Below are 13,724 nucleotides of genomic sequence, written 5' to 3'. Positions count from 1 at the left end.
GGTGGGAGGATCACATGAGCAACGCACGTCGTCGTTTTCAAGCCAGCGAAGAACTCGTTTCCGAGCGTCTGGGCCGTTATCGCGGTCTGATCGTCTTTCTCCTCGGACTGTCCTTCGTGATCAGCCTGCTCGCGCTGACGGGCTCGTTCTACATGCTGCAGATCTATGACCGGGCGCTGACCAGCGGCTCGGTTCCGACGCTGCTTGCACTCTCTGTTCTGGCCATCGCGCTCTATCTGTTTCAGGGGCTGTTCGATGTGCTGCGCAACCAGATACTCGTGCGGGTCGGTGCGCGGATCGACAACCGCCTCGCGCCGCTCGCGCATCGGGTGGCAATCGAAATGCCCCGCTTCGGCTATTCCACGTCCGAGGCGTTGGAGCGCGGCCGCGACGTCGACACGATCCGCAGCTTCGTCTCGGGGGCAGGGGCCATCGCGCTTCTCGACCTGCCGTGGATGCCGCTGTTTCTGGGCTTCGTCTACATGCTGCATCCGCTATTGGGGCTGCTGACCATCGGCGGTGCCTGCGTGCTGATCACGCTGACCGTCATCACCGAGATGCTGTCGCGCCGTTCGGGCCGGGAGCTGCAGAAGGCCTCCATCGCCCGCGCGATGATCGCCGATACCAACACGCGCAATGCCGACGTGCTGCACGCGATGGGCTTCGGCCGCCGCGCGGTGGAGCGGTTCGGCACCGCCAATGCGGAACACCTGCGCCTGCATGCGCGCACCAGCGACATCACCGGCACACTGAGCGGGTTGTCGAAGGTCACGCGGATGATGCTGCAATCGGCGCTGCTGGGCCTCGGCGCGTATCTGACCATCGTGGGCGAGCTGTCGCCCGGTGCGATCATCGCCTGTTCGGTCGCAGCCTCGCGCGCACTCGCGCCGGTGGAAATGGCGATCGGCAACTGGAAGGGCTTCACTGCCGCGCGCCGCAGCCATGCGCGTCTGCGCGACACGCTGGCGACGCTCGAGGATGACGACAGCCTGATCGCTCTACCCGCGCCGACCGAGAGCTTCACGGTCGAGGGGATGACGGTCGTCGCGCCGGGCTCCGGCGCGGTGCTGCTGGGCGATGTCAGTTTCGATCTCAAAGCCGGCGATGCGCTCGGCCTGGTCGGGCCGTCGGGCTCGGGCAAGACGACGCTCGCCAAGGGCATCGTCGGGATCTGGCCGCTGCTGCGCGGGCATGTCCGTTTCGACGGGGCCGCGCTCGACCAGTGGCGCGTGGATCTGCTGGGCGATCATATCGGCTACCTGCCGCAGGAGGTTTCGCTGATGGAAGGCACGGTCGCCGAGAATATCGCGCGCTTTGCGCCGGACGCGACGGATGCCGATGTGGTGGCCGCGGCGAAGGCCGCGGGTGCGCATCAGACGATCATCCATCTGCCCGATGGCTACCAGACGCAGCTGGGCCCCTTCGGCACCTCGCTCTCGGCGGGGCAGCGTCAGCGGGTCGGTCTGGCGCGTGCGCTCTACGGCGCGCCGTTCCTTGTGGTACTGGACGAGCCGAACTCGAACCTCGACGCCGATGGCGAAGCGGCACTCAGCGCGGCCATCGCCTCGGTCCGCGCGCGTGGCGGCATCGTGGTGGTGATCGCGCATCGCCCGAAGGCGCTCGAATCCGTGAATCTCGTGGGCTTCGTCCAGGGCGGCAAGCTGGTGGCCTTCGGCCCCAAAGACGAGATCGTGAACCGCTCCGTCGGGCTCAAACCGCTGCCCAAGGGAAAACCCACGGCACCGGCGGCGGAGCTGGGAGACAGTATCGAGCAGGCGGTGGGCTGAGCCATGGAACAGGACAAGCTCAAGCTCGGTATCCCGGACGACGAAGCGGCCATCGCGCCGATGCAGAAATACCGTGCGCCGGAACGGCGCTCGGTCTGGCCCGGCCGCGCAGCGGTGGGGCTGGTCGCCATTGCCTGGGCTGCGCTCGCGCGCAAGCTCTTCGGCACGGATGCGGCGCAGGCGGAAGGCGTTCAGGATGGACCGGCCCACCCCCCGGCAGATCCCGACGCCCCCGCCGGCCCGCAGACGCCGAACGCGCATCACATCCCCGAAATGGGGCCGAGTGACGTGCTTACGGAGGAAAACACGCCGCCCGATCCGTTGCCCGACAACGTGATCCTGTTCCCGGGCGCCAATCCCGCGCCCTTCACGCTTTCGCCGCAGCGATGGCACGCTAAGCACAAGGCGACGGTGGAGGCGCAGGGCGATACGCTGTTCTTCCCGGACGCGATCGAGGTCAAGGAACTCGATCTTCCGAAAGTGCCGGTCTTCACCTCGACCCGTGCCGCTGCACGCAAGGCGCGTGAAAGCCGGGGCGCTCCCGATGAAGCCCGTCCTCCGGACGCGGCGACCGAAGCCCCCCGCAACCGTGAGCCGGAGACGAAGGGGCCGGTTCGGCTGTCGCCCGGACGGCGGGATGAGAGCTTCTTCATCGTGGCGGCGGTCCTGCTGACCGGGGCGAGCGATCCCGATGGCGACCCGCTCTCGATCCTGTCGATGCAAGCGCAAGGCGGCGAAGTGATCGCCCATGGCGCGGGCGAATGGCTGATCAAGCCCGATCAGGGCTTCGAGGGCGAGCTGGTGATCACCTACGATCTCAGCGACGGCGCGCTGTCGATCGGCCAGACCGCGACCGCGCTGATCCTGCCACCCGAGTATCACGACGTGATCGGCACCGCCGAAGACGATCTGCTGCTCGGCACGCCCGACCGCGACGCGATGCGGGGCGAGGGGGGCGACGACATCCTCTATGGCCGCGAGGGCGACGACATGCTCGACGGCGGAGAGGGCTGCGACGTGCTGATCGGCGGCGCGGGCGCGGACGTGATCTATGGCGGCGCCGGCAACGACACGGTCTTCGCGGGCGCGGGTGACGACATTGTCTTCGGCGAGGTCGGGGCGGACCTGCTGCATGGCGAGGACGGCAATGACTATCTCGACGGTGGCTCCGGCGCGGATAGCCTAGATGGCGGGGCGGGCAACGACACGTTGGTCGGCGGCGAGGGCTCCGATCTGCTCGACGGTGGCGCGGGCGAGGACCTCGTGACCGGCGGCGCGGGCGAGGACCGCATCGTGGTTTCGCAAATCGCGGAGGCTACGGGCGACAGCTACGATGGCGGCGCGGGCTCGGACACGCTCGATCTGCACCGCATCGCGGAGTCGGTCACCGTCGATCTGTCTTCAGGGACAATGACGAGCGAGACCGGCGAAGCGACGCTCGTCAGTATCGAGAACGTCGCTTCCGGCGCCGGAGATGACCAGCTGATCGCAAGTGATGCCTGCAACCTGTTCAGCGGCGGCGAAGGCGAGGACGTGTTCGTCTTCACCTCGGTCTCTGCGATCCGGAACGCGGGCGCGGGCCATGACCGCATCACCGATTTCGAGCCCGGCGACCGGATAGACTTCTCGCATATCGACCCGATGGGCGAAGGCTATGGTGAAATGCGGCTGTTCTACGCCGGTGCCAATGGCGAGGTCGCCGAGGCGCGTGGAGGCGTTTTCGTGGCTTACGAGATCGAAGACGGCGACGAGGGGCACGAATTCACCATCGTGAAAGCCAAGCTCAGCGCGCAGCACGAGGATGGCAGCGTCGAGGATTACGACTTCGAGATCGAACTCGACGGCCATCACACGCTGGAAGAAACCAATTTTCTGTTTGACTGCGACGCGACCGTCTGACGGGCGCTCGCGAGTTTTTGGTGGGGGGAACCGAAAATGACTAAGACTGACCATGATCCGGCCCTGTTCTCGATCCGTGCGCGGATCCTGTTCGCGACGGCCTTTCTGGGCGCGCTGATCCTCGTCTTCGGCGGATGGGCGGCGCAGGCGAAACTCTCCGGCGCGGTGATTGCGCAGGGGCAGGTTGCGGTGAAATCGCAGCTGAAGGTCGTGCAGCACCCGGACGGCGGCGTGATCCGCGAGATCCGCGTGGAGAACGGCGATCTCGTGCAGGCGGGGGATGTCGTGCTGAGCCTCGACGACACGCAGCTGCGCTCGGAACTGGGGATCGTCGAGACCCAGATCCGCGAGCTTACCGGCCGCCGCGCGCGGCTCCTTGCAGTGCGCGACAGCGCCGTCGAGATCGTGTTCCCGGAGGGGTTCGATACCGCCGAGGAAACCGCCGCGATCGCGGATGGCGAGCGCCAGCTTCTGGCCCATGACCGGGCGATGCAGGACTTGCGCCGCGACCAGCTTTTGTCTCAGGTCGACCAGTTCGACGAGGAGATCCGCGCGCTCGAAGCGCAGCGCCACTCGAACGAGATCGAACGGCGTCTGCGCGGCGAAGATCATGCCCGGCTCGAGACGCTCCTGAAGAAGGGGCTGACCGAGAAAGGCGCGATCACCGAGATCGAGCGCGACATGGCGCGGCTCGACGGGGTCTCCGGAGAGATAGAGGCAAATATCGCGCGGGTGCGGGGCCAGATCAGCGAGTCGAACCTGCGCATCTTGGAACTGGATCATCAGGCGCGCACCGCCGCGCAGAAGGAGCTGCGCGACATCGACGCGCAGATGGCCGAACTGCATGAGCGCGCCGTGGCCGCGCGCGACCGGCTCTCGCGCACCGAGATCCGCGCGCCGATCGCAGGGGTGGTGAACGAGTTGGGCGTGCATACGGTGAACGGCGTGATCGCGCCCGGGGAGCGGGTGATGGCGATCGTCCCCGATGGCGAGCTGATCGTGGAGGCGCGGCTGCGCACCACCGATATCGACCAGGTCATGCCGGGGCAGCCGGTGCGGCTGCGCTTCACCGCGTTCAACCAGCGGACGACGCCGGAAGTGGCAGGCGAGGTGCGCGTCGTCGCGGCCTCGGCCACGAAGGACGAGAGCGGCGGTAACTACTATCTCTGCACCGTCGCACTGACCGAGGCGCCGGTGCTGCCTGACGGGCGGGGCTTGCGTCCGGGGATGCCGGTGGAGGTGTTCTTCCAGACGGGGGAGCGCACCGCGATCTCCTACCTGCTCAAGCCGGTCGCGGATCAGGTGCAGCGCACGATGCGCGAGGACTGAGGGCGCGAGGACTGAGATTTGATCCGGGGCGGGCCAAGGTCCGTCCCCGTTTCATTATGGATCAGTTGGCCGCTTGCGCCGCGCCCTTCGGCACCAGATGGGTGATCCCCGTCGCCGCTGCCCGCGCCAGTGCCGGATCGAGCGACATCGGGATATATTCGCCCGAACGCCACAGCTCTGACAGGTCGTCGTAATGGCGGCTCAGCGGATGGCCCGATTGCCCGGTCGAGATGATGAAGACCGAGCTGTCCGGATCGGCGAAATCGAGTACTTCGCGATAGCCCGCCGCATGGACATTGGCGAAGCGATCGGGCCCGTCGCCGCCCTTGGTCCGCCCGCGCATCAGGGTGAAATCGCCACCCGACGTCGATTGCCGGATATTCACGAACCATTTCAACCCCGGCACCTTGCCCAGCACCGGATTGTCCTGCTCGGCGACATGCGCGTCGCCCCAGCGCCAGCTTTCGATATTCGGCCCGTATTTCTTCGACAGGTCCAAGAGCGCCGCGTCGAGCGATTGCCGCGCGATATCGCTGCAGGTCTCCTTGGGCGCGGATTGGATGATGTCGCACCAATGGCTCGCGCCTTGGGTGTCGCGGAAGACGCGCTCGATGAACAGCGGCTCCAGATGGTCGAATTTCTTCGCCAGCGGGCCCAGCTCGTCGCGGATCAGCCGGTTTTGCAATTCGCGCATCCAGGCGGCGTAGATCAGCGGCTCGGGCAGATGCTCGGACATCTCGCCATCCCAACTCGCCAGCATCTCCAGCGCGCGCTGACGCATCCGCTCGGGCGTGCCGTCAGGCGCGGGATCGCCGGTATACCACAGGTTCGCACCGACCAGCGGCAGCAGGCCGCGCGCGGCGGGCGAGACGGTATCGAGCTGCGCCGAGATGAAGCTGTCGCGCGAATGCACCTCGCGCTCGCCCATCAGTTTCGACAGGCGCTGGATGCGCTGCGTGTCGCCCCAGTGGAACGAGACGTTATAGGGGAAGGGCCGGTCCACCGTCTTGTTGTTGGTGTTCACGACGATGCCACTTTTGGGCTCCACGAATTGCGGATTGTCCTTGAAAGGCAGGGCGCCTTTCCAGCGGTTTTCGGGTTTCCAGCCCGCGTTGGGCATCCGGCCCTGCGTGTCATTCGCCCGGTCGCGCAGCGGGATTTTCCCGGCGGTGACCAGCGCCACACCATCCTTGTCGGCCAGCGTGATATTCTGTGCAGGTGCTACGATCTCTTTTGCGGCGTCGAGCGCCTGCGGGATCGATTTCGCCCGCATCAGGTCCATCGCGCCGGTCATCGTGGTGTCTTTCGGATCGAAGGCCGTCCAGCTGAGCGACATCACCGAATGGGGCGGCGTCACCGTCGCCAGATCGAAATGGCTGCCGGGCAGAACCGGGCCGTTATCGGTCCAGCGCAGGGTCAGGGTCACGGGTTTCGCGTCCTTCACCTCGACGATCACCCGCTTGGTCTTGAAATGCTTCCAGCCATCGGGCGTGCGGTATTTCGTCGGATCGTCGGGGTCGATTTCCTCGATATGCAGGTCCTGATCGTCGACATAGGCCGTGGTCAGCCCCCAGCCCAGATCCTTGTTGCGGCCCGACAGCACGAGCGGCATTCCCGGGATCGTGCCGCCGATCACGCCGCCCGATTGCAGTTGCAGCCGCGCGAGATACCAGATCGAGGGCGCGGTGAGCCCAAGATGCGGATCGTTGGCCAGAAGCGCGCCGCCCGCGGCCGAGCGGTCAGGCCCCGCGGCCCATGCGTTGGACGCCCCGGCAGAGCCGCGCTCGGGGAAGGGCGAGAACGCGCCGGGCGCGCCGTTCTCTGCCGTCTGGATGCCTTTTTGCATTGTCGGGAACAGGCTAGCGTAATCGGGCAGCGCGGCGGTTGCCTGTTGTGGATCGTCGGGCATGATGTCGCGCACGAGATCCTTTCCGGCGAGCGAGACGCGGGCGCGCAGCACCTCGTCCTGCAGCTGGTTCGACAGCTGCACCGCCATCAGCTTCATGATCGCGAGCGAATCCGCGGGCGTCCAGTAGGAGATCTTGCTGTCAAAAAGGAAGAATTCCGGTGCGCCGCGCCCCATCGCGCCCTCGTTGACGATCTGGATCCACTGGTTGACGCCGCGCGCATAGGCCTGAAGCGCGGCCTTGGTGTAATCGTCCTGCGATGCCACCGAGTCGACCGCCGCCTGATAGAGGCCCAGCCGCCGCATCAGCTCGTCGGTCTTCAGCGTCTCCTGTCCGAACACCTCCGACAGCCGCCCCTGCACCGTGCGGCGCATCAGCGTCATCTGCCAGAGCCGGTCCTGCGCATGCGCCAGACCGAGGGCGAAGAACACGTCCGGGTCATTCTTGCCGAAGATATGCGGCACGTCCTCGGTGGAGCGCACGATCTCGACCGGGGCGGTGAGGCCAGTGACCTTGTAGGTCGCGTCGTAATCGGGCAGCGAGCGCGAGGCGAAGAAATAGATCAGCCCCCCGATGAGCACCACGCCCACGATAGCGGCCATGATCAGCCGAACGCCCCATCGAAATGCCTTGTACATCGAGCCCTCTGCGCGCCTCACCCGGAATCCCTCCGACCGGCGCATGAGTTGACGCGCCGGGATGGCGCGTTACTAGTTGAGCCCGACGCTACAATCAACGCGCTCGCGCTTCACGGGGCGCGGTTTCGTATTCACGCAAGGGAGAGGTCGATGGCGAAAGTTGCATTTCTGGGGCTTGGGGTGATGGGTTATCCGATGGCGGGGCATCTCGCATCGGCGGGCCACGAGGTCACGGTCTATAACCGCACGGTCTCCAAGGCCGAGAAATGGGTGTCCGAACATGGCGGTTCCGCCGCGCCCACGCCCCGCGAAGCGGCCAAGGGCGCCGATTTCGTGATGTCCTGTGTCGGCAACGACGACGATCTGCGCGAGGTCTGCCTTGGTAAGGACGGCGCGTTCAAGGGGATGAAAACCGGCGCGGTCTTCGTCGACCACACCACGGTTTCGGCTGCCGTGACCCGCGAATTGGCGGGCGAGGCGGCTGGCCACGGCGTGGCCTTCATCGACGCGCCGATCTCGGGCGGGCAGGCGGGGGCCGAGAACGGTCAGCTGTCGGTGATGTGCGGTGGCGATGCGGCGGCCTATGACAAGGCCGAGCCGGTGATCGACGCCTATGCCAAGATTTGCCGCCGTCTGGGCGAAAGCGGCGCCGGGCAGGTGACCAAGATGTGCAACCAGATCGCGATCGCGGGTCTGGTGCAGGGCCTCGCGGAAAGCCTCCACTTCGCCGAGAAGGCCGATCTCGACATCGCCGCCGTGGTCGAAGTGATCTCTCAGGGCGCGGCCGGCTCGTGGCAGATGGCGAACCGCTACGAGACCATGGCGAAGGACGAATTCGACTTCGGCTTCGCGGTGGACTGGATGCGCAAGGATCTGGGAATCTGCCTGAAGACCGGCGACGAGATCGGGGCCTCGCTGCCCGTCACCGCGCTGGTCGACCAGTTCTACAAGGACGTGCAGGCGATGGGCGGCAACCGCTGGGACACGTCCTCGCTGATCGCCCGCCTGCGCAAGCTGGGCTGAGCGGGCAGGGCGGCGGGCCATCGGGTCCGCTGCCCGCCCTTGCCGCTTCGGCGCTTGGCCCATAAACCTGCGCCATGCGCATCCTCGAGAACATCATCAGCGACCGCGGCTCGAAATACGCGGTTTCGGGCGGGCCCTGCACCTCCGAGGAGGAGGCCAAGGCCTTCGTCAAGGAACTCTGCCGGAAAAAGAAATATGCCAAGGCGACGCATAACACCTGGGCGCTTCTGACGGCAGACGCTCCGGTTAAGAACGACGACGGTGAGGCAGGCGCCGGCATGGTGATCCTGCGGATGCTCGAGCGCGAAGAGCTCTATGACCACATCATCGTCGTCACTCGCTGGTTCGGCGGCAAGCATCTGGGCGGCGACCGATTCCGTCATGTGCAGGAAGCGGTTCGCATTTATCTCGAGGATCTGCGCGCAGGCTGACATGCGCGCTTATCGCAGCGCCAGAACCGGGATCGCCGACGCGTCAGTGCCGGAGATATGGCCGACCGTCTTGGCCCCGCCGCTCTGGCTCAGCGCCTTCACAACGTCAGAGGCCAGCGGCCCCGCCGCCGACCCGTCGCTCGGCACCAGCCCGTCATCGCGAGTGATCGCCCCCATCCAGAGCCGCGCGCCGGACGCATCGGTATAGCGCGTCTGCCACATTCGCAGCCGCGGCAGCTTGTCGGTCGCGTCGCCCTCCGGAACGCGGGTGAAGCCAAGCTCGCTCGGCTTGTTGTTCCAGAAAAGCGGTGCGAGGGCTGCTCCGGGGCGTATCGTGTCGCGCACCGCTCCGAAGGCCGCGCCCGCCAGCGTCTTCAGCGTCACAGGATCGGCGCGCTGCCAGCCGATGGATGTCAGCGCGGCGGTAATCTGATCGGTGTTCGCCGCCCACATCCCGAGCGAAAGCGGGAACTGTTGCTCCGCATCGAGCGTCTGCGCCATCAGCGGCGCGTCGCTCAACGCCTGCGGCTCGGCCCCTTGGGCGATCACGATCAGCGGCTGCGCGACGGGCGGCGGGTTCAGCGCCTTGGAGTAGTCGCGCACCCGAACCATCGTGAAGCCCATAAGCGCGAGCGTCACGACTCCGATCACGCCGATCTGCCAGCGCGGTCGCGTGCGCGGCGCCCCGGCCCAACGCGGATAAAGCCACTCGGCCACGGCGATGCCCACGAGCAGGCATAGCGCGCCGAGAAGCCAGCCGCCCATCACGTCGCTCAGGTAATGCTCGACAAGGTAGAGACGGCTCAGCCCGATCAGCCCGGCGAACAGGAACGCCAGGAAGCTCGCGCTGAGTGCTCCGATCCGGGATAGCCGCCAGAGGAGGAAGACCAGCATCCCGTAAAAGGCGACAGAGAGCGTCGCGTGGCCGGAGGGAAAACTGCCCGAGGTTTCGTGGAAATAGCCGAGGATCGAACGCGGCCGCCCGAAGCCGGCCTTCAGGATTATCACCGAAACCAAATCGAGTCCGAGCGAGACCACGAGCCCCGTGGCGAGATCGAAGCGGCGCAGCCACGCGAGCCAGACGAGGGCCAGCACGAGCAGCGCGGCCACGAGCTGCGTATCGCCGAGCGCGGTGATCCAGGTGAAGACCTGTATGAGACCCGGCGTCCAGAACAGCCGCATCAGAGCCGCCAGCCGTGCGTCGATCTGCACGATCGGATCGCTTTGCAGGAAATCGAGCGACAGCCCGACCAGCACGGAGGCGAGGTAGAGGAAGGCCAGTGCGAGAAGGCTGAGCGGCAGTCCGGAGAATTTAGTCCGGTCGAGCCTGCGCGCGATCCAGGCCGCCGTTTTCGGATGGCGCCCGCCCCAGCTGTCGACGCGGGGGTGGCGCGCGATGTCGTCCATCAGACCGCCCGCCATCGCAAGGAGATAGGGCACCGCCCGGTCGAGTCGGCGCAGAATCCAGAAAAGCACCGCGGCGATCACGACAATGCCAAGCACGAACAAGGTGTTGCGCGTCATCATCGGGCTGAGCTGGGCGAATCCCGCGCCAAGCGCATAACCGAAGCCGACATGGAAGACAGCGTAGGGAAAGCCGCTCAGCAGGTTCCAGATCCGGAAGCGTCGCTTCTCCATCCCGGCGACGGCGGCAGCGAAGGGAACGAAGCCCGCGACGGGACCGAGGAAACGCCCCATGACGATCGCCAAGCCGCCATGGCGGGCAAATAGCTTCTCCGCGCGTCGATAGGCGGCCATGCCTTCGACATTCCAACGCCCGAGCATGCCGCGCCGTGCATGACGACCGAGCCAGAAGGTCGCCTCGCCGCCGAGCACCGAGCCGATCGCGACGAACCACAGCAGGTCGAGCAGGTCGAGCATCCCCCGCTGAACCATCACCCCGCCGGCGTCGACGAGAAGCGTTCCCGGCAGGAACAACCCGGTTGGCAGGAAGGCCTCGAGCCCCGCCGCGGCCCCGATCACCCAGTAGCCGAAGATCCCCAGAGCGGCGAGATTCGGGAGCACTTGGTGGATGGCGTCTAGCATGTCAGTCCTTTGTCAGCAGGTTGCGCGCACCGCCGGAGATCAAGAGCGCGATCTCGGTCAGCGCGAGATAGGGCGAGGTGCCGGGCGGCAGCGCCACGTAATGCGGCCGCCATTCGGGGCGGAATTTCTGTTTGAACCGGCGCAGCCCCTCGAAATTGTAGAAGCTTCCGCCGTGACGATAAATCAGGTTTCCCACCCGGCTCGTGAGCCGCGCGGAGGCGCGATCGGGCAGCCCCGCCAGCGGTGCGAGGCCGAGGCTCAGCTCGGTCGCGCCGCGATCGCGCAGTGCCTCGATCAGGCCGAGGAACAGGAATTGCATGACGCCGTCGGCGGCTTCCGGGCGATATCGCATCAGGTCGATCGCGAAATGTTGCGCTCCGTTGCCGCCCAGAAGGTTCGCGAAGCCGAGGATCTCTCCCTCGCAGCGGATCAGGGCGATCTCGCAGTGGTTGAGGTAGCGCGGATCGAAGCGTCCGATCGAGAAGCCTTTCTCGCGGCCTTTCTGACCGGCGAGCCACGCATTGGAGATTTCCTGCAGCGTCGACAGCAGCTCGGGCGCATGCGGCGGGGCGGCGAGTTCGAGCGTGTACCCTTCGCGCAGGGCGCGGTTCTGCTCGGCCCGCATCGTTTTGAATTTCGACCCCGAAAGCGAGAACTTCTGCAGGTCGATCACTGCCTCTTCGCCGATCTTGTGCAGCGCGTAGCCCATCTCGATCCAGAGCGGCAGATTGCGCGTCGAGACCTCGTAGAAGACGGGGGTGAGCCCCTCGCTCACGGCGCGTTCGTGAAACTCCCATGCCAGTTGCCGCGCAACCTCCGGCGGGCCGACGGGATCACCAAGGACGACCCGCATCCCGCCGCGCTGCGCATACATCAGGAAAGCGGAGCGGTCGGGAGAGAACATCACGCATTTGTCGCCCGTCAGCGCGAACCAGCCCTGCGGCACGTCCTGCGCGGCGAGGATCGCGGCGACCGAGGCATCCTGTTCGGGATCCACGGAGAAGGCGAAGTGGCGTATCGGGCGCAGCATCAGCCAAAGCAGGAAGCCCAACAGCAGTGCGCTGATCAGAAGACCTGCGCGAAGCGCCCGCGGTGTCGGCGAACGTGCGGTGAAATCGAGCCAGAGCGCGTTCGAATAAGGATGCGCGGCATAGGCGAGGAAGAAGAAAACCGCCGCCGAGGCCACCATCCCCACGATCACAGCCAGCCAGAGCGGGCCGTAGCCCCCTTCGGTGAGCGCGACCTGCCGGTGGAACGCGCGGCGAAACGGCAGAAGCACCAGCGCGGCAAGTGACAGGACGATGGCGTTGTCGATGTCGAGATCGGCCGCCAGCACCGAGATCACACCGAGCACGAGCCCGGCGAGCGCCAGCCAATAGGCGAGCCGCACCCGGCGAACCAGACCATGCGAGAGCACGATCAACAGCACGCCCGCCAAGGCGCAAAGCTGGGTGCCGCCCTCGGCCAGAACCGCCGTGATCAGCCCCGGCTCGCCGCCTTGCTGGCCCAGTACGGGCATCAGCGCGACGATAACCATCCAGAAACCGAGGCCAAGCACCGCGACCCCTGCGATCCGTGGCGCGATACCCTCGATGCCGTTGATCACCGGGCGCATCGGCTCGGATATCTCGCCGAAGACGCGCGTGGCCCAGCCGCCTGCGAGACGCGCCTCGTTCAGCGAGACCACCACGAAGGCGATCACGAAGGGCAGCAGGAAATAGATCATCCGGAAGGCCAGCAGGCCCGCCGCGGCATCGCCGAGCGGCACGCCCGCGGGCAGGGCGGCGATCACCACCGTCTCGAACACGCCGACCCCGCCGGGCACGTGACTGAGAATGCCGACCATGCTGGCCGCAGCGTAAATCGCGACGAAGCTCGCGAAAGGTGGCGTGCCTGCGGGCATCAGCACCCAAAGCGCGCCCGCCGCCATCGTCGAGTCGAAGAGCGCCACGCCGAGTTGCCCGACAAGGATACGCGGGGCCGGCATCGCGATCTCGCGGTCGCGGATGCGCAGGGCGCGCCCCGTATAGGAAAGGTAGAAGGCGCCGCCCAGGATCAAGGCCGTCGCGGCCAGCGCGCCGACGCGGATCACTGACTCGGGCGCCGAGATGACGCCGGCGAGCGCAGCAGGATGCACGGAAAGCGCCAGAACGCCCACCATCGTCAGCCCGAGCCCCATCGCGATCGCGATATAGGAGGACAGCGCCGCGACCTCGAACGCGTTCAGCCCGGCGGCGGAGTAAATGCGGTAGCGCACGGCGCCGCCCGAGATCACGCTGATCCCGACCGTGTTGCCGAAGGCGTAGCCAAGGAACCCGCCAAGCGCGACGGTGCGCAGGGGCAGTTTTTTGCCGAGGTAATGCAGCGCCCAGAAATCATAGCCGACAAGCGCCACGTAGCCCAGCGAGGTCGCCCCCACGGCCGCGCCGAGCGTGGGCCACGGCGTCGCCCTGATCTGCGCGATTACCTGGCGCACGTCGATGCTGGCGAGCAGATGATGCAGCGCCCAGAGCCCCATCAGGAACAGCAGCAGCCCCAGCGCGATCGGCCAGAGTATCTTGACGCGCGACGAGGCAGGGGCGGCTTGCGCCGGATCAACGTGAACCATCTTGTATTTCCAAGTTTTTCCAATCTCTGGCGGAACGATCGCAGAAGGAATTTATG

Annotated in this window: 8 protein-coding genes; 5 read left to right on the top strand and 3 right to left on the bottom strand. The window is 66.4% G+C overall.

Translation table 11 applies throughout. The features are described 5' to 3' along the window. The first annotated feature begins 14 nt into the window (after window positions 1-14). The 3 genes from B6V76_RS02350 to B6V76_RS02340 are packed head-to-tail and all read left to right on the top strand — an operon-like array spanning window position 15 to window position 5,015. Entirely contained in the window at window positions 15-1,787 is a 1,773-nt protein-coding gene (locus B6V76_RS02350; protein ID WP_088726553.1) for a type I secretion system permease/ATPase, read from the top strand. Window positions 1,788-1,790: 3 nt separating this feature from the next. Beyond that, window positions 1,791-3,686 carry a cadherin-like domain-containing protein gene (locus tag B6V76_RS02345; protein ID WP_088726552.1) on the top strand — a complete coding sequence of 632 codons (1,896 nt, stop codon included), beginning with the start codon at window positions 1,791-1,793 and terminating at the stop codon, window positions 3,684-3,686. Between the two features lie 36 nt (window positions 3,687-3,722). Then, entirely contained in the window at window positions 3,723-5,015 is a 1,293-nt protein-coding gene (locus B6V76_RS02340) for an HlyD family type I secretion periplasmic adaptor subunit (RefSeq protein ID WP_088726551.1), read from the top strand. A 61-nt stretch (window positions 5,016-5,076) separates the two neighbouring features. Here the strand turns inward: B6V76_RS02340 and B6V76_RS02335 are convergent, their stop codons facing one another. Further along, window positions 5,077-7,560 carry a penicillin acylase family protein gene (locus B6V76_RS02335; protein ID WP_088726550.1) on the bottom strand — a complete coding sequence of 828 codons (2,484 nt, stop codon included), beginning with the start codon at window positions 7,558-7,560 and terminating at the stop codon, window positions 5,077-5,079. Between the two features lie 48 nt (window positions 7,561-7,608). On the opposite strand from B6V76_RS02335, the gene B6V76_RS02330 reads away from it, so the two are divergent. Continuing rightward, window positions 7,609-8,583 carry an NAD(P)-dependent oxidoreductase gene (locus B6V76_RS02330; protein WP_341865708.1) on the top strand — a complete coding sequence of 325 codons (975 nt, stop codon included), beginning with the start codon at window positions 7,609-7,611 and terminating at the stop codon, window positions 8,581-8,583. 74 nt (window positions 8,584-8,657) lie between these two features. After that, entirely contained in the window at window positions 8,658-9,014 is a 357-nt protein-coding gene (locus tag B6V76_RS02325; protein WP_088718618.1) for a YigZ family protein, read from the top strand. A gap of 9 nt (window positions 9,015-9,023) precedes the next feature. Here B6V76_RS02325 and B6V76_RS02320 read toward each other — a convergent pair whose 3' ends face one another. Continuing rightward, the gene (locus B6V76_RS02320; protein ID WP_088726549.1) at window positions 9,024-11,060 is read right to left on the bottom strand and encodes a bifunctional DedA family/phosphatase PAP2 family protein; all 2,037 of its coding nucleotides are present in this window, start codon (window positions 11,058-11,060) and stop codon (window positions 9,024-9,026) included. A 1-nt stretch (window position 11,061) separates the two neighbouring features. Then, window positions 11,062-13,668, bottom strand: a complete 2,607-nt coding sequence (gene mprF / locus B6V76_RS02315) for a bifunctional lysylphosphatidylglycerol flippase/synthetase MprF (RefSeq protein ID WP_088726548.1) — start codon at window positions 13,666-13,668, stop codon at window positions 11,062-11,064. Window positions 13,669-13,724 lie beyond the last annotated feature (56 nt).

Source organism: Thioclava sp. IC9, assembly GCF_002213225.1.
Taxonomy (GTDB): Bacteria; Pseudomonadota; Alphaproteobacteria; order Rhodobacterales; family Rhodobacteraceae; genus Thioclava; species Thioclava nitratireducens.
This window is presented reverse-complemented; position numbering and strand designations above follow the sequence as displayed.